The sequence below is a fragment of the Pseudomonas sp. NPDC089547 genome, from assembly GCF_050280665.1.
In the GTDB taxonomy this organism is placed as follows: domain Bacteria; phylum Pseudomonadota; class Gammaproteobacteria; order Pseudomonadales; family Pseudomonadaceae; genus Aquipseudomonas.
The window spans coordinates 36,477-53,458 of the sequence record NZ_JBNNVS010000010.1; the positions used below are offsets into that span (position 1 = coordinate 36,477).

Annotated in this window: 17 protein-coding genes and 1 pseudogene; 1 reads left to right on the plus strand and 17 read right to left on the minus strand. The window is 58.4% G+C overall.

The window, feature by feature from the left end; all coding sequences use genetic code 11:
• Window positions 1-96: 96 nt before the first annotated feature.
• From ACQKPZ_RS09495 to rpmH, 17 genes and pseudogenes are all read right to left on the minus strand, one after another.
• A pseudogene (locus ACQKPZ_RS09495) lies at window positions 97-636 on the minus strand (F0F1 ATP synthase subunit beta); the annotation flags it as partial.
• A gap of 27 nt (window positions 637-663) precedes the next feature.
• Window positions 664-1,524 (minus strand): F0F1 ATP synthase subunit gamma, encoded by an 861-nt coding sequence (gene atpG / locus ACQKPZ_RS09500; RefSeq protein WP_003253195.1) that lies wholly within the window; start codon window positions 1,522-1,524, stop codon window positions 664-666.
• Between the two features lie 48 nt (window positions 1,525-1,572).
• The gene (gene atpA / locus ACQKPZ_RS09505) at window positions 1,573-3,117 is read right to left on the minus strand and encodes a F0F1 ATP synthase subunit alpha (protein WP_016712768.1); all 1,545 of its coding nucleotides are present in this window, start codon (window positions 3,115-3,117) and stop codon (window positions 1,573-1,575) included.
• Between the two features lie 21 nt (window positions 3,118-3,138).
• A complete protein-coding gene (locus ACQKPZ_RS09510; protein WP_003253191.1) occupies window positions 3,139-3,675 on the minus strand; it encodes a F0F1 ATP synthase subunit delta in 537 nt (178 codons plus the stop codon).
• A 12-nt stretch (window positions 3,676-3,687) separates the two neighbouring features.
• A complete protein-coding gene (locus tag ACQKPZ_RS09515; RefSeq protein WP_003253189.1) occupies window positions 3,688-4,158 on the minus strand; it encodes a F0F1 ATP synthase subunit B in 471 nt (156 codons plus the stop codon).
• A gap of 56 nt (window positions 4,159-4,214) precedes the next feature.
• The gene (gene atpE / locus ACQKPZ_RS09520; protein WP_003097235.1) at window positions 4,215-4,472 is read right to left on the minus strand and encodes a F0F1 ATP synthase subunit C; all 258 of its coding nucleotides are present in this window, start codon (window positions 4,470-4,472) and stop codon (window positions 4,215-4,217) included.
• 144 nt (window positions 4,473-4,616) lie between these two features.
• The gene (gene atpB, locus ACQKPZ_RS09525) at window positions 4,617-5,486 is read right to left on the minus strand and encodes a F0F1 ATP synthase subunit A (RefSeq protein ID WP_167063655.1); all 870 of its coding nucleotides are present in this window, start codon (window positions 5,484-5,486) and stop codon (window positions 4,617-4,619) included.
• Window positions 5,487-5,502: 16 nt separating this feature from the next.
• Window positions 5,503-5,910 (minus strand): F0F1 ATP synthase subunit I, encoded by a 408-nt coding sequence (locus tag ACQKPZ_RS09530; RefSeq protein WP_011536507.1) that lies wholly within the window; start codon window positions 5,908-5,910, stop codon window positions 5,503-5,505.
• Between the two features lie 149 nt (window positions 5,911-6,059).
• Window positions 6,060-6,932, minus strand: coding sequence for a ParB/RepB/Spo0J family partition protein (locus ACQKPZ_RS09535; protein ID WP_427537178.1), 873 nt, complete (start codon window positions 6,930-6,932; stop codon window positions 6,060-6,062).
• 9 nt (window positions 6,933-6,941) lie between these two features.
• The gene (locus tag ACQKPZ_RS09540; RefSeq protein ID WP_012274913.1) at window positions 6,942-7,733 is read right to left on the minus strand and encodes a ParA family protein; all 792 of its coding nucleotides are present in this window, start codon (window positions 7,731-7,733) and stop codon (window positions 6,942-6,944) included.
• Between the two features lie 18 nt (window positions 7,734-7,751).
• Entirely contained in the window at window positions 7,752-8,402 is a 651-nt protein-coding gene (rsmG, locus tag ACQKPZ_RS09545) for a 16S rRNA (guanine(527)-N(7))-methyltransferase RsmG (protein ID WP_427537180.1), read from the minus strand.
• The gene (gene mnmG / locus ACQKPZ_RS09550) at window positions 8,399-10,291 is read right to left on the minus strand and encodes a tRNA uridine-5-carboxymethylaminomethyl(34) synthesis enzyme MnmG (protein WP_391131157.1); all 1,893 of its coding nucleotides are present in this window, start codon (window positions 10,289-10,291) and stop codon (window positions 8,399-8,401) included. Before mnmG ends, rsmG begins: the two co-directional genes overlap by 4 nt.
• A 621-nt stretch (window positions 10,292-10,912) precedes the next feature.
• Entirely contained in the window at window positions 10,913-12,283 is a 1,371-nt protein-coding gene (gene mnmE / locus ACQKPZ_RS09555) for a tRNA uridine-5-carboxymethylaminomethyl(34) synthesis GTPase MnmE (protein WP_427537182.1), read from the minus strand.
• 88 nt (window positions 12,284-12,371) lie between these two features.
• Window positions 12,372-14,054, minus strand: a complete 1,683-nt coding sequence (gene yidC / locus ACQKPZ_RS09560) for a membrane protein insertase YidC (RefSeq protein ID WP_391131839.1) — start codon at window positions 14,052-14,054, stop codon at window positions 12,372-12,374.
• A gap of 2 nt (window positions 14,055-14,056) precedes the next feature.
• On the minus strand, window positions 14,057-14,302 hold the full coding sequence (gene yidD, locus ACQKPZ_RS09565) for a membrane protein insertion efficiency factor YidD (protein WP_075046823.1): 246 nt from the start codon (window positions 14,300-14,302) through the stop codon (window positions 14,057-14,059).
• A complete protein-coding gene (gene rnpA / locus ACQKPZ_RS09570; protein WP_391132041.1) occupies window positions 14,295-14,699 on the minus strand; it encodes a ribonuclease P protein component in 405 nt (134 codons plus the stop codon). The genes yidD and rnpA overlap by 8 nt, the downstream gene beginning before the upstream one ends.
• Before the next feature lie 13 nt (window positions 14,700-14,712).
• Window positions 14,713-14,847 (minus strand): 50S ribosomal protein L34, encoded by a 135-nt coding sequence (gene rpmH, locus ACQKPZ_RS09575; RefSeq protein WP_003253163.1) that lies wholly within the window; start codon window positions 14,845-14,847, stop codon window positions 14,713-14,715.
• A gap of 594 nt (window positions 14,848-15,441) precedes the next feature.
• Between rpmH and dnaA the strand changes: the two genes are divergently transcribed.
• Window positions 15,442-16,974 (plus strand): chromosomal replication initiator protein DnaA, encoded by a 1,533-nt coding sequence (gene dnaA, locus ACQKPZ_RS09580; protein WP_391131841.1) that lies wholly within the window; start codon window positions 15,442-15,444, stop codon window positions 16,972-16,974.
• Window positions 16,975-16,982: the final 8 nt, after the last annotated feature.

Sequence of the window (16,982 nt, forward strand, 5' to 3'; positions counted from 1 at the left end):
TCGATTTTTAAAACTCGTTCGTGCTTTCCCTTCAAACAGCCTGCCAATGGCAATTGAAGGAGCAGACATGCCACGCCTCACCCCACCCGCCAGTACCTCACCCACACCAGCGAACACGGAATAACCGCTGTGTTCCATGGCGATGTTACGGATCAGTTCCATCATGTTTACGGTCTTGCCGACACCGGCACCACCGAACAGACCAACCTTACCACCCTTGGCGAACGGGCAAACCAGGTCGATAACCTTGATGCCGGTTTCCAGCAGGTCGTTGCCGCCTGCCTGGTCAGCGAACGAAGGCGCTGGCTGGTGGATACCGCGACGCTCTTCTTCGCCGATCGGGCCGGCTTCGTCGATCGGGTTGCCCAGTACGTCCATGATACGGCCCAGGGTGGCCTTACCAACTGGAACGGAAATGGCAGCGCCGGAGTCAACGACTTCCAGACCGCGCTTCAGGCCTTCGGTCGAGCCCATCGCAATGGTACGAACCACACCGTCGCCCAGCTGCTGCTGAACTTCCAGGGTGGTTTCCGCGCCTTGTACTTTCAGCGCGTTGTAAACACTCGGCACGACGTCACGTGGGAATTCCACGTCGATGACGGCGCCGATGATTTGAACGATACGTCCGCTACTCATAGCTGGATCCTCTGAATTTTTGAACCGTTAAACCGCGGCAGCGCCGCCGACGATTTCCGAGATCTCCTGGGTGATCGCAGCCTGACGCGCCTTGTTGTAGATCAATTGAAGCTCTTTGATCAAATCACCGGCGTTGTCTGTGGCGTTCTTCATGGCGATCATCCGGGCCGCTTGTTCAGCAGCGTTGTTCTCGACCACCGCCTGGTATACCTGCGACTCCACGTAACGCACCATCAAGCCGTCCAGCAGCTCTTTTGCGTCGGGTTCGTACAGGTAATCCCAGTGATGCTTGAGATCCTGATCCGGGGTTGCCACCAACGGTACCAATTGCTCGACCGTTGGCTTCTGGGTCATGGTGTTGATGAACTTGTTCGAAACCACGGAGAGGCGATCGATACGGCCGTCCAGGTAGGCGTCCAGCATCACTTTGACGGAGCCGATCAGATCGTTGATCGATGGCTCTTCGCCCAAGTGGCTGATCGCGGCTACAACGTTGCCGCCAAAGATGCGGAAGAAAGTCGCACCCTTGCTGCCGATCACGCACAGGTCGATTTCCACGCCCTGTTCGCGGTTTGCGCTCATGTCCTTGACCAGGGCCTTGAACAGGTTGGTGTTCAAGCCACCGCACAGACCACGGTCACTGCTCACCACGATATAACCGGCGCGCTTTACAGGGCGCTCGATCATGAACGGGTGGCGGTATTCCGGGTTGGCGTTGGCCAGATGTCCGATCACCTGGCGGATACGCTCCGCGTAAGGACGGCTAGCAGCCATGCGCATTTGTGCCTTGCGCATCTTGCTGACCGCCACTTTCTCCATGGCGCTGGTAATTTTTTGCGTGCTTTTGATGCTCGCAATCTTACTGCGAATCTCTTTTGCGCCTGCCATGTATCACCTATCAGGTTAGCAAGCGGGGGCCTGGGCCCCCGCTGCGGCTTACCAGGTCTGGGTGGCCTTGAACTTCTCGATACCGGCTTTCAGGCCAGCGTCGATTTCGTCGTTGAAGTCACCCTTCACGTTGATCTTCGCCATCAGTTCAGCGTGATCACGGTTGAAGAAGGCGATCAGTGCTTGCTCGAAGCTACCGATCTTGGAGACTTCTACGTCAGTCAGGAAGCCACGCTCAGCGGCATACAGCGACAGGGCCATGTCCGCGATGGACATTGGCGCGTACTGCTTCTGCTTCATCAGCTCGGTTACGCGCTGACCATGCTCCAGCTGTTTGCGGGTCGCTTCGTCCAGATCGGAGGCGAACTGGGCGAATGCAGCCAGTTCACGGTACTGAGCCAGAGCGGTACGGATACCACCGGACAGCTTCTTGATGATCTTGGTCTGAGCGGCACCACCTACGCGGGATACCGAAACACCGGCGTTCACTGCAGGGCGGATGCCCGAGTTGAACATGGCCGATTCCAGGAAGATCTGACCGTCGGTGATGGAAATCACGTTGGTCGGAACGAACGCGGAAACGTCGCCAGCCTGGGTTTCGATGATCGGCAGAGCGGTCAGGGAACCGGTTTTGCCAGTCACAGCACCGTTGGTGAACTTCTCGACGTACTCTTCCGAAACGCGCGATGCACGCTCCAGCAGACGGGAGTGGAGATAGAACACGTCGCCTGGGTACGCTTCACGTCCTGGTGGACGGCGCAGCAGCAGGGAGATCTGACGGTAGGCAACGGCCTGCTTGGACAGGTCATCGTAAACGATCAGGGCATCTTCACCGCGGTCACGGAAGAACTCGCCCATGGTGCAGCCGGCGTATGGCGCCAGGAACTGCAGTGCGGCGGATTCCGAAGCACTGGCAACGACCACGATGGTGTTGGCCAGGGCGCCGGCTTCTTCCAGCTTGCGAACGATGTTGGCAACGGTGGAACGCTTCTGGCCGACAGCAACATAAACACAGAAAATACCGGAGTCTTTCTGGTTGATGATGGCGTCGATGGCCATGGCGGTCTTGCCGATCTGACGGTCACCGATGATCAGCTCGCGCTGGCCACGGCCGACAGGGATCATGGCGTCGACGGACTTGTAGCCAGTCTGTACAGGCTGGTCTACCGACTTACGCCAGATCACGCCTGGAGCTACTTTCTCAACTGCGTCGGTCTGGGTGTTGCCCAGAGGACCTTTGCCGTCGATCGGGTTGCCCAGTGCGTCAACGACGCGACCCAGCAGTTCCTTACCAACCGGAACTTCCAGGATACGGCCGGTGCACTTGGCGCTCATGCCTTCGGCGAGGGTGTCGTATGCACCCAGGATCACTGCACCTACGGAGTCTTGCTCCAGGTTCAGGGCCATGCCGAATACGCTGCCAGGGAACTCGATCATTTCGCCGTACATGACGTCGGCCAGACCGTGGATCCGCACGATACCGTCGGATACCGAAACAACGGTACCTTCGTTACGGGCTTGGGAGCTCACATCGAGGTTGTCGATGCGGCCCTTGATGATTTCACTAATTTCGGAAGGATTGAGTTGCTGCATTGCTCTGCTGCCCCTTCAAACTCAAGATTTCAATGCTTCGGCCAGTTTCGCGATTTTGCCGCGAACAGAGCCATCGATTACCAGGTCACCAGCGCGGATGACGACGCCGCCAATCAGGCTGGCATCCTCCGACGCGTGCAGGCGCACTTCCTGGCCTAACCGTGCACTGAGAACCTTGGCGAGTTTGTCTTGCTGTTCTTGGTTCAACGCGAAGGCACTGGTGACTTCCACGTCCACGGACTTCTCTTGCTCGGCCTTGTACAGGTCGAACAGAGCGGCAATCTCCGGCAGAAGCAGGAGACGGTCGTTTTCCGCGGCAACATGAATGAAATTCTGTGCCTGTGCATTGAACTTGTCACCGCACACGTCAATGAACGTGGCGGCCTTTTCTGCGCTCGTCAGTCGCGGGGCCTTGAGCAGGCGCTGCATGGTGTCGTCTTGCGACACCGCAGCAGCCAGGCCGAGCATGGCTGACCAATTGGCCAGTTGCTGATGGGCCTGGGCATGCTCAAAGGCAGCCTTAGCGTAAGGTCGGGCCAACGTGGTCAGTTCTGCCATGATCGCCCTCGCTTAAATTTCAGCGGCCAGTTTGTTAACCAGCTCCGCATGCGCGTTTTGATCGATTGTGGCGCCAAGGATCTTTTCAGCACCGCCAACGGCCAGGGCACCCACTTGGGCACGCAGGGCGTCTTTAGCACTGTTCAGTTCCTGTTCGATCTCGGCCAGAGCCTGAGCCTTCACACGGTCAGCTTCGACGCGGGCCTGTTCACGGGCTTCCTCGACAAGCTGAGCAGCGCGTTTCTTGCTTTGCTCAATGATTTCGGCTGCCTGGGCTTTAGCTTCACGCAGTTGCTGACCCGCTTTCTCTTGGGCCAGCTCCAGGTCGCGAGCTGCGCGGTTGGCAGCGTCCAAGCCGTCGGCAATCTTCTTTTGGCGCTCTTGCAGGGCAGTGATGACCGGAGGCCATACATACTTCATGCAGAAGAGTACAAAAATCAGAAAAGCAACGGATTGGCCAATCAGGGTTGCATTAATGTTCACGCCAACACCTCGCTCGGTCTTAATTCATACAGCCATCAACTCGTGGTGACGAGTGATTAGCCGGCGATCTGACCAACGAACGGATTCGCGAAGGTGAAGAACAGAGCGATACCAACACCGATCATGGTTACGGCGTCGAGCAGACCGGCAACGATGAACATTTTAACCTGCAGCATCGGAACCATTTCTGGTTGACGAGCAGCGCCTTCCAGGAATTTGCCGCCCAGCAGGCCGAAACCAATGGCGGTACCCAGAGCACCCAGGCCGATCAGCAGAGCAACAGCGATAGCGGTCAGACCAACTACAGTTTCCATCTTTCCTCCCGACTTTTACGTCGTATTGGTTAGGTTTTTAAGTTGAAGCGGTAAAACAAATCGTTTGGTACAGCATGCCCTTGCGGACTTTTTAAGCCCTCCCCCCAAACAGGCGGGGAAGGCTATCAGACACGCCAGGCGGTCTTAATGGTTATCTTCGTGCGCCATCGACAGGTAGACGATGGTCAGCATCATGAAGATGAAAGCTTGCAGAGTGATGATCAGGATGTGGAACACAGCCCACGCCCATTGCAGCACCACACCCAGGCCGCTGAGCCACAGCAGGCCGGAGCCGAACATGACCGCGATCAGGATGAACACCAGTTCGCCGGCGTACATGTTGCCGAACAGACGCAGTGCCAGCGAGATCGGCTTGGCGATCAGGGTGACGAATTCCAGCAGGAAGTTGACCGGAATCAGCAGGATCTGAACGAAGATGTTCTTGCTGCCGAACGGGTGCAGGGTCAGCTCGCCGATGAAGCCGCCCAGGCCCTTGACCTTGATGCTGTAGAAGATGATCAGGGCAAACACGCAGAAGGCCATGGCCAGGGTCGCGTTCGGGTCGGTGGTCGACACGGCGCGGAACGGAATGTGCGGGTCACCGGAAATCAGGATGGCCAGCTGAGGAATCCAGTCGACCGGAACCAGGTCGACGGCGTTCATCAGGAATACCCAGACGAAAATGGTCAGCGCCAGTGGTGCAATTACCGGGCTACGGCCGTGGAAGGAGTCCTTCACGCTGCCATGGACGAAGTCGACCATCACTTCCACGAAGTTCTGCAAGCCGCCAGGTTGGCCGGAAGTCGCCTTCTTGGCCGCCATGCGGAAGATGAACAGGAAGATCAGACCCAGCGCGACGGACCAACCCAGGGTGTCCACGTGGAACGCCCAGAAGCCCATTGCCTTGGCTTCTGCAGCCGAATGGGCGAAGCCCCAGCTGCCGTCTGGTAATTGACCATAGGTCAGGTTCTGCAAGTGGTGCTGGATATAACCCGAAGCGGTTTCTTCTGCCATGGTTGCCTCAAACGCCCTAAGGTCTCGAAAGTCTTTTATTCATCAGCAGGGGCGCGAACCAGCTGACCAAAAGGGTCAGCACGAAGACGCCGAATACTGCTAACGGCGCCAGTGGCTTCACTCCTGCGAAGGTCAGTGCAAAAAGCACTGCCGTCAAAATCATCTTGCCTGCCTCGCCCGCGTAAAACGACTTGACGATGGCTTGTGCCGCCCGAGCTCCGCTGAAGCGAAAAGCCTTCCAGGCGAAATACACATTGGGCAGCCAAGCAATCAAACCTCCGCAAAGGCCTGAGTATCCACTGACTACCCCTTTCCACTGCCACAACACCAAGGTTGCCAGCAGCAGTACGACAAATTGAGCCAGCAGTACCGGAAAAACCGCCCAGCGATGGAAAGGCAGGCGGTTTGGCGTGCGGATTTCCATCACAACTGCTCCTCGGAAGTCGACCAACAAGTCAGTAATGACTTGGCATAATTTGTGCCGACAAAATGCGCGCAGAGTATAGGGGTGGTTTAACCCCTATTCAACTCTTCGGTAGTGATTTCCGACTGCGCGCTACAACAGGAATTGTTTCAGCGGATGTGAGCAAGCACGCCTTGCAACTCGTCAAGCGAGTTGTAACGAATAACCAACTGGCCTTTGCCCTTGTTGCCATGACGGATCTGAACAGCCGAGCCCAGGCGCTCTGCGAGCCGCTGTTCAAGGCGTGCGATATCCGGATCAGGTTTGCTCGGTTCGACCGGATCAGGCTTGTCGCTGAGCCACTGACGCACCAGTGCCTCGGTTTGGCGCACGGTGAGGCCGCGTGCGACAACATGACGCGCCCCTTCCTCCTGTCGGCTTTCTTCAAGACCGAGCAATGCACGGGCGTGACCCATCTCCAGGTCGCCGTGGGCGAGCATGGTCTTGATTGCCTCGGGCAGGGTGATCAGGCGCAGCAGGTTGGCCACGGTTACCCGCGACTTGCCCACGGCGTCAGCCACCTGTTGCTGGGTGAGCTCGAATTCCTGCTGCAGGCGCTGCAGCGCCAGGGCTTCCTCCAGCGGGTTGAGGTCTTCGCGCTGGATGTTCTCGATCAACGCCATGGCAATGGCGGCTTCGTCGGCCACTTCACGGACCATGGCCGGGATCGTGTCCAGGCCGGCCTGCTGGGTTGCACGCCAGCGGCGCTCACCGGCGATGATTTCGTAGCGGTTGTCGCCAATCGGGCGCACCACGATCGGTTGCATGACGCCATGAGTGCGGATGGAGTGCGCGAGTTCCTCCAGCGCCTGCGGGTCCATGTCCCGGCGCGGCTGGTATTTGCCGCGCTGGATCAGCTCGACCGGCAGGTGTTGCAGTTCTTTCTGGTCGATCTTTACAGCCTGCTCTTCGAGCGCGCTGACGGAAGGACCACTGAGCAGTGCATCCAACCCACGTCCGAGACCCCGTTTCTTGACGGCCATACGGATTCCTTAAGTTGTTTGTGCAGTGCGTGATTGACGGCGTTGACGGCGAACCAGTTCCCCAGCCAGGGCCAGATATGCCAGCGCGCCGCGCGATTGCTTGTCGTAAGCCAGGGCTGGCATGCCGAAACTCGGGGCCTCGGCCAGGCGGATATTGCGCGGAATCACCGTGTCGTACAGCTGCGGACCAAAGTGCTCCTTCAGCTGCGCCGAAACATCGTTGTTCAGGCTCAGCCGCGGATCGTACATGGTCCGCAGCAAGCCCTCGATCTTCAGCTCCGGGTTCAACCGGGCAGCGATGCGCTTGATGTTATCCACAAGATCGCTGAGACCTTCCAGTGCGTAGTACTCGCACTGCATGGGGATGATCACGCCATCGGAAGCGACCAGGGCGTTGAGCGTCAGCATCGACAACGACGGCGGGCAGTCGATGAGGATGTAGTCGTAGTTCTCGCGGATAGGTGCCAGGGCGTTGCGCAGACGGCTTTCCTTGACCTGCATTTCCAGCAGCACCACTTCGGCGGCGGTCAGGTCCCGGTTGGCCGGCAGCAACTGGAAGCCACCGTGCTCGGAGTAATGCATGGCCTGAGCCAGGTCGCACTCCCCAATCAACAGGTCGTAGACCGAGTGCTCGAGCTCGTGCTTGTCCACACCACTGCCCATGGTGGCGTTGCCCTGCGGATCGAGGTCGATCAGCAGCACACGACGCTTGGTCGCAGCCAGCGAGGCGGCGAGATTGATACAGGTGGTGGTCTTGCCTACACCACCTTTCTGGTTCGCGATTGCGAATACCTTAGCCATTGATGCGCGTGTTCCCAGTCATGCCTTGCGGCGCAGTATCAGCAGATGGCGCTGGCCCTGGCAACCCGGAACGGTCAGGGCCTGTTCGCTTTCCACTGTGAAGTCTGCGGGCAATGCTACCAGTTCATCGGCAGGATGCAGCCCCTTCATTGCAAGCCATTGCGTCCCGGTGTCGCCCAGATGGCGGGTCCAGTTGGTGAAGTTCTCCATGCTGCTGAAGGCGCGGGAGATGATTCCGTCGAACGGTTGTGCCGGCTGGAAGGCTTCGACCCGGCTGTGGATAACCGTGAGGTTGTCCAGTTTCAGCTCCATTTTCACCTGGGTCAGGAAGCGGGTCTTCTTGCCATTGGCGTCCAGCACCGTCACACGCTTGTGCGGGTGCAGGATAGCCAACGGGATGCCGGGCATGCCACCGCCGCTGCCGACATCCAGCCAGTTGTCACGCTCGCTGTGGATAAACGACATGACACTGAGGCTGTCGAGCAGATGGCGCGACACCATTTCGTCCGGGTCGCGCACGGCGGTGAGATTGTAGGCTTTGTTCCATTTGATCAGCAGGGCCAGGTAGCCGAGCAGTTTTTCGTGATGCTCGGGGCCCAACTCGACACCGAGCTGGCGCGCACCTGTGGACAACTCTTCGGCGTGTTGCGGGGTGACCAGGGAACTCAAGCGCTTTGCTCCAATTCGCGGCCAGCGCCGCGTTTTTTCAAGTAAATCAGCAACAGGGATATCGCCGCCGGTGTCACGCCAGGAATGCGCGAGGCCTGGCCCAGGGTTTGCGGACGGGTCTGGCCAAGCTTGCCCTGGATCTCCTTGGACAGGCCGGAAATTGTCGAGTAGTCGATATCCACAGGCAGGACGGTGTCTTCACTGGCACGCAGGCGGGCGATTTCATCCTGCTGGCGGTCGATGTAGCCGGCGTACTTGGTGCGGATTTCGACCTGTTCGGCGACCTGTGGATCAATCGTCTCACCACCGGTTGCCTCGATCAGGCCGGCATAGTCGATTTCCGGGCGCGCGAGCAAGTTGAGCAGGCTGTACTCGTGACTCAGCGGGGTGCCGAACTTATCCACAATGGCTTGGCCTTGCTCGGTGTTCGGGCGCACCCAGGTCGACTTCAGGCGCTGTTCCTCACGCTCGATGCCGTCGCGTTTGGCGCAGAAGGCGGCCCAGCGCTGGTCATCGATCAGGCCCAGTTCACGGCCTTTTTCGGTCAGGCGCAGGTCGGCGTTGTCTTCACGCAGGATCAGGCGGTACTCGGCACGCGAAGTGAACATGCGGTACGGCTCCTGGGTACCCAGGGTGATCAGGTCGTCGACCAGTACCCCGATGTACGCTTCATCGCGACGCGGGCACCAGCTTTCGCGGCCTTGCGCGCGCAGTGCAGCGTTGGTACCCGCCAGCAAGCCTTGTGCGCCGGCTTCTTCGTAACCGGTTGTGCCGTTGATTTGCCCGGCGAAGAACAGGCCACCGATCACTTTGGTCTCGAGGCTGTACTTGAGGTCACGCGGGTCGAAGTAGTCGTACTCGATGGCGTAGCCCGGGCGCACGATGTGGGCGTTTTCCATACCGCGAATCGAACGCACCAACTCAAGCTGCACGTCGAACGGCAACGAAGTGGAAATGCCGTTGGGGTAAAGCTCGTGGGTGGTCAGGCCTTCCGGCTCGATGAACACCTGGTGGCTTTCCTTGTCGGCGAAGCGGTGGATCTTGTCTTCGATCGAAGGGCAGTAGCGCGGGCCGACGCCCTCGATCACGCCCGAATACATCGGCGAGCGGTCAAGGTTGGAGGCAATTATCTCGTGGGTGCGCGCGTTGGTGTGGGTAATCCAGCAGCTCACTTGACGTGGGTGCATCTCGGCATTGCCCATGAACGACATCACCGGGATCGGCGTATCGCCTGGCTGCTCGGTCATGACCGAGAAGTCCACCGAACGGCCATCAATACGCGGCGGTGTACCAGTTTTCAGGCGACCGACGCGCAGCGGCAGTTCACGCATGCGGTGGGCCAGGGCAATCGAAGGCGGATCACCGGCGCGACCGCCGGAATGGTTCTGTAAACCAATGTGGATAAGGCCGCCAAGGAAGGTACCGGTGGTCAACACCACCGATTCGGCGAAGAAACGCAGACCCATCTGAGTCACCACGCCTTTGACCTGGTCCTGTTCGACGATCAGGTCGTCGCAGGACTGCTGGAATATCCACAGGTTCGGCTGGTTTTCCAGGATTTCACGCACCACTGCCTTGTAGATGGCGCGGTCGGCCTGTGCACGGGTGGCGCGTACGGCCGGGCCCTTGCGGTTGTTCAAAACGCGGAACTGGATGCCGCTCTTGTCGGTGGCCAGCGCCATGGCGCCGCCGAGGGCATCGATCTCTTTGACCAGATGGCTTTTGCCAATACCGCCGATGGCGGGGTTGCAGCTCATGTGACCGAGGGTTTCCACGTTATGGGTCAACAGCAGGGTTTTCACACCCATGCGTGCAGACGCAAGCGCAGCCTCGGTACCGGCATGGCCGCCGCCGATGACGATCACTTCAAAACGGGAAGGGAAATCCACCACGCACCTCGTGCCTGTTTTTGCGAATAGAGAAGGTAAGCGGCCAAGTATAGGGACTTCACCCCCTTTAAAGAAACCATCTGAGCAAATTTTGACCAGTCTGTGGATGAGTGGCAAACAACAGAAATCACATGAAGAAATTTATAAAAGCTTTGTTTTTATGTTTATTCTTATGCACATGTCTGTCTGTGGATAAACATCTGTAGCTCAGTATTCATGCTGTGTAGAGAGAAATTAAACCCTGTGGCTGGAGTGCCATGAGGGCTATGGATAACGCGATTTAGCCTGTGGATTAAATGCCACTTTACCCACAGCCGGATTTTCCCTCAGAAAAAAAGCCCGCTTATCAACGGAGCTGAAGCGGGGTTTTCCACAGGGCTCCTGAAAGCAGATTTCGCTGCTGGGTGAAAAAATTTTTGTAGCAGCAGGCTGGCGCGGACAAGGTGGGAGCGGGCATGCCCGCGAAAGCGTCGGTCCATCCATAGGGTTTTGGAGGTTTTATGCGCCTCTTCGCGGGCGCGCCCGCTCCCACAGGTGCTCAGTTCGCCTTGCTCAGTAAGAATTTCATGCAAAAAAAAGCCGCTCCCGAAGGAGCGGCTATTGGTTTTGCCTGGTTGTGGATTACTTGCCGATGCAGAAGCTGGAGAAAATCCGCCCCAGCAGGTCATCCGAGCTGAATGCTCCGGTGATTTCCCCAAGCGCGTGTTGTGCCTGGCGCAAATCCTCTGCCAGCAACTCCCCTGCGCCCGCCAGGGTCAGTTGAGCACGGCCGTGCTCCAGATGCTCGCTGGCCTGGCGCAAGGCATCCAGATGGCGCCTGCGGGCACTGAAACCACTCTCTGCAGTCTGTTCGTAACCCATGCAGGCCTTCAGATGGTCGCGCAGCAGTTGCAGCCCTGTATCGTCGCCTTTGGCGCTGAGGGTAATGGTCACATGCCCGTCATCGCACTGTTCCAGCCCCACCCGCTCGCCACTCAGGTCGGCCTTGTTGCGAATCAGCGTAACCTTGGCCGGGTCAGGCCGCTGATCGAGAAACTCCGGCCACAGCGCGAACGGGTCGCTGGCTTCGGGTGCAGTGGAGTCGACCACCAGCAACACACGGTCAGCCTCGCCAATGGCCTTCAGGGCGCGTTCCACGCCGATTTTTTCCACATGGTCGTCGGTATCACGCAAACCCGCAGTATCGACCACGTGCAGCGGCATCCCGTCGATGTGGATATGTTCGCGCAGGATGTCCCGGGTGGTGCCGGCGATATCGGTGACAATTGCCGCTTCCCGGCCGGCCAACTGGTTCAGCAGGCTCGACTTGCCGGCATTCGGCCGGCCGGCGATGACCACAGTCATGCCGTCACGCAGCAAGGCACCCTGCCCGGCCTCACGCTGCACGGTGGATAACTCGCCGCGCACTGCATCGAGCATCGACAGCACGTGGCCATCGGCTAGGAAGTCGATCTCTTCCTCAGGAAAGTCGATAGCCGCCTCGACGTAGATGCGCAGGGCAATCAGCGCCTCGGTCAGGCTGTGTACACGTTTGGAGAACTCGCCTTGCAGCGAGCGCAGGGCATTGCGCGCCGCCTGGCTGGAGCTGGCCTCGATCAGGTCAGCGATAGCTTCTGCCTGGGCCAGGTCGAGCTTGTCGTTGAGGAAGGCACGCTCGCTGAATTCCCCTGGCCGTGCCAGGCGGCAGCCGACTTGTACACAGCGCTGAAGCAGCATGTCCAGGACCACCGGACCACCGTGCCCCTGCAGTTCAAGCACATCTTCACCGGTGAACGAGTTCGGCCCGGGGAAGAACAGCGCAATGCCCTCGTCCAACACCAGCCCTTCATCATCGCGAAACGGGCCATAGTGGGCATGGCGAGGGGTCAAGGTACGGCCGGTGATCAACTGCCCGGCCTTGCCTGCCAGCGGGCCGGACAACCTGACAATACCCACACCACCACGGCCTTGGGCGGTAGCGATGGCGGCAATGGTTTCACGCACAGTGTTCATGCTCGAAAGCCTCTACGACAAAAACGACAGATAGCAAAAACGCCCCACTAGGGGGCGTTTTTTATTCACAGGCTAGCGTACTAGCCGGTCAAGCAGCAGCTTTTTTGGTGGCTGCTTCGATACGACGGGTGATGTACCACTGCTGCGAAATCGACAAGCAGTTGTTCACAACCCAGTACAGCACCAGACCAGCCGGGAACCACAGGAAGAAGAAGGTGAAGATGATCGGCATCATTTTCATCACCTTGGCCTGCATCGGATCCGGCGGCGTCGGGTTCAGGCGCTGCTGGATGAACATGGTGGCGCCCATGATGATCGGCAGGATGAAGAACGGATCCTTGATCGACAGGTCGGTAATCCACAGCATCCAAGGGGCCTGGCGCATTTCCACGCTTTCCAGCAGTACCCAGTACAGGGCCAGGAATACCGGCATCTGCACCAGGATCGGCAGGCAGCCGCCCAGCGGGTTGATCTTCTCTTTCTTGTACAGCTCCATCATCGCCTGGGACATCTTCTGGCGATCGTCACCGAAGCGTTCCTTCAGCGCAGCGAGCTTCGGCGCTACGGCACGCATGCGCGCCATGGAGCGGTAGCTGGCAGCCGACAGCGGGAAGAACAGGCCTTTGATCAGCATGGTCAGCACGATGATCGACCAGCCCCAGTTACCCAGCAGGCTGTGGATATGTTGCAGCAGCCAGAAGATCGGCTGGGCGATGAACCACAGGAAGCCGTAGTCGACGGTCAGTTCCAGGCCTGGGGACAACTCTTTGAGCTTGGACTGGATCTTCGGGCCGGCGTACAGCATGGCGCTGGTTTCGACCTTGCCACCTGCAGGTACGCTGAGGGCCGGGCCGGTGTAGCCGATGATGTAGTTGCCCTGGCTGTCCTTGCGGGTCTGGACAACGTTGTTGTCCGATTTTGCCGGAATCCAGGCGGTCACGAAGTAGTGCTGCAGCCAGGCAACCCAGCCGCCGGACACATTTTCTTTCAAACTACCTTTGTCGATGTCCTTCATCGAGACCTTTTTGTAAGGCTCGGAAGCTGTCCACAGGGCTGCACCCAGGTAGGTTGCAGTGCCGGTGGCAGTGCTGGAGGACGGATCGCCACTGGCGTCACGCTTGAGCTGGGCAAACATGTTGCCGCTCCAGGCCTGGCCGCTCTGGTTGTCGATCAGGTAACTGACGTTCAGGTCGTACTCACCGCGCTTGAAGCTGAAGCGCTTGATGTAGTTGACGCCGTTGTCGCTGAACTTCAGATCAACCACCAGTTGTTCCTGGCCGTCGGCCAGTTGGTAGCTTTTCTGTTCGGCGGCATACAGTGGACGGCCGCTGGCGCGGGCATCCGGGCCGTTGGCACCGGTCAGGCCGCTTTGTGCCAGGTAAACACGCTCACCACCGTTGTCGAACAACTGGAACGGGATGTTCGGGTGGTCCTGACGGCGTGGGTACTTCGGCAGGTTCAACTGGACGATGTCACCACCAACTGGATCGATAGCCAGTTCCAGGACGTCGGTCTTGACCCGGATCAGGTCCTTGCTGAGTGCGACAGGTGCCAGCTCGGCAGGGCTCGATTCGGCGTTGGCGCTCGGTACATCGGCACTGGCGCCGTTGTTACCGGCCGGTACGCCATCGGGCAAGCCCGGAGCAACAGTGCTGGCAGCAGTATTCTGAGTCGGCAGGGCAGCCTGGCCGTAGTCATCGTTCCACTTCAGGACCATGACGTAGGACACGACTGCCAGCGCGGCGATCAGGATCGTGCGTTTAATATCCATGATTACTCGGCTATCGAAGAAGTTCGGGAGGAAGGAGCGGGTGGAACGGGGTCGAAACCGCCGTCATTCCACGGATGACAACGCCCCAGGCGACGAACGGCCAGCCACCCACCACGCCAGAGGCCATGGTTTTCGATGGCTTCATAAGCGTAACAGGAGCAACTGGGGAAAAAACGACAGTGACTGGCCATCAGAGGACTAATGGCGTAACGGTAAAACTGGATCGGAACGAGTGCCAGTTTACGCATCTTGGCTGTCTACCCCTGCGGAATTGGCGGTGACTGCTGGGGTTGGCCGGCTGCGAGCCAAGCGTTTCCAGAGCTTGCCAAAGTGTTGGTGCAATTCCGGGTTTTCTACTTCACCCAATCCCTTGCGCGCGACGATCACGATGTCCAGGCCAGCAAGCGATTGCTGGTTAAGACGAAAGGAATCGCGCATCAAGCGCTTGAGGCGGTTGCGTTGAACAGCGAGCTTGACGCTCTTCTTGCCGATCACCAGGCCAAGCCGTGGGTGATCGAGACCGTTCTCGCGAGCAAGGATCAGCAGGTTTTTCCCTGGAACCTTGCCGGTTGGGGAGTCGAAGACCGCTTTGAAATGTCGGGGTGTAAGCAGTCGCTTTTCCCGACTGAAGTCCTGACTCACCACCTGTGCCGAAAAATCAAATGGCCAGACGCTTACGGCCTTTGGCACGACGACGCGACAGAACAGCGCGGCCGTTCTTGGTAGCCATACGGGCACGGAAACCGTGGGTGCGGGCGCGCTTGATGGTGCTTGGTTGGAAAGTACGTTTCATGGCGTGTTACCTGGTTTGTCGACGACGGGCCGGGATGGCCCCCTTTTTAAGAGACCGGCGATTCTAGAGAAAGCAAGCCCATAGGTCAATTTCCAACCAGCCTTTCCATATAGAGCACGGGATGGACGGTGCAGGTTCGGTCATCGCCAAAGAGTGCTTGATCGGACACACGAGGAAGGGACAACATGAAAAAAAGAAGAGACATATAAAAAGCTTTTCTGAAGAACTTATAAATCTTAAGTGGATAACCTTCTGTGGATAACAGCGTGCAGGCCCTGAAACACGTGATGTACAGAGTTTCATAACGTTGTTCTCAAGCGGTGCTGCGCTTGTTTTGATCGTGGTCGAAACCTGTGGATTAAAACACCACTTACCCACAGGTGAGTTATCAACAGGTCAGGACTCAGGGTTGTGCATAGCCCTCATGCCGGGTTATCCACAGAGCTTATTCACAGTCCGGTGAAGCCGTTTTGGTCGATAAATGGCTGTTTTGTCATGGATCCTAACGTGTCCACATGTGGATAACTGATCGCTCGACCGGTACAATGGCGGTTTGCTTTTGCCTCATCCGGCTTTCAAACTCAGGGGATATCCGTGTCAGTGGAACTTTGGCAGCAGTGCGTAGAGCTTCTGCGCGATGAACTGCCTGCCCAGCAATTCAACACCTGGATCCGTCCGCTACAGGTCGAAGCCGAAGGCGACGAGTTGCGCGTCTATGCGCCTAACCGTTTCGTTCTCGATTGGGTCAATGAAAAGTACCTGGGCCGTTTGCTCGAGCTGTTGGGTGAAAACGGCAGCGGTATCGCGCCTGCCCTTTCCTTGTTAATAGGCAGCCGCCGCAGCTCGGCCCCACGCGCTGCGCCCAACGCGCCGGTCAGTGCAGCTGTGGCAGCTTCGCTGGCGCAAAGCCAGGCGCCAAAAGCCGTGCCGGCAGTGGCGGCGGTCGAGCCGGTTACTGTTGCGGCCGTGGAGCCTGTGCTGGTCAATGAACTGGCCGAGCAGTCCTCGCGTGACAGCTTCGATGCCATGGCCGAGCCGGCAACGGCACCCGCCAGCAGCGCCCGGACCGAACAGCGCACCGTGCAGGTTGAAGGTGCGCTCAAGCACACCAGCTACCTGAACCGCACCTTCACCTTCGACACCTTCGTCGAAGGTAAGTCGAACCAGCTGGCGCGTGCAGCTGCCTGGCAGGTGGCTGATAACCCCAAGCATGGTTACAACCCACTGTTCCTCTACGGTGGCGTAGGCTTGGGTAAGACCCACCTCATGCATGCTGTGGGTAACCACCTGCTGAAGAAGAACCCGAACGCCAAGGTCGTGTACCTGCATTCGGAGCGTTTCGTCGCAGACATGGTCAAGGCCCTGCAGCTCAACGCCATCAACGAATTCAAGCGCTTCTACCGCTCGGTGGATGCGTTGCTGATCGACGACATCCAGTTCTTTGCCCGCAAAGAGCGCTCTCAGGAAGAGTTTTTCCACACCTTCAACGCCCTGCTTGAGGGTGGCCAGCAGGTAATCCTTACCTCTGACCGTTATCCAAAGGAGATCGAAGGCCTGGAAGAGCGCTTGAAGTCGCGCTTTGGTTGGGGCCTGACGGTGGCTGTCGAGCCACCAGAGCTGGAAACCCGCGTGGCCATCCTGATGAAGAAGGCTGACCAGGCCAAGGTCGAGCTACCGCATGATGCGGCCTTCTTCATTGCTCAACGTATTCGTTCCAACGTACGTGAGCTGGAAGGTGCACTGAAACGGGTCATCGCGCACTCGCACTTCATGGGCCGCGATATCACTATCGAGCTGATCCGCGAGTCGCTGAAAGACCTGTTGGCGCTGCAAGACAAACTGGTCAGTGTGGATAACATTCAGCGCACCGTCGCCGAGTACTACAAGATCAAGATCTCTGATCTGTTGTCCAAGCGTCGTTCGCGCTCTGTCGCACGCCCGCGCCAGGTGGCCATGGCCCTTTCCAAGGAGCTGACCAACCACAGTTTGCCGGAAATCGGCGACATGTTTGGTGGCCGCGACCACACGACCGTGCTGCATGCCTGCCGCAAGATCAACGAATTGAAGGAATCCGACGCGGACATCCGCGAGGACTACAAGAACCTGCTGCGGACGCTGACGACCTGATGGCCGTC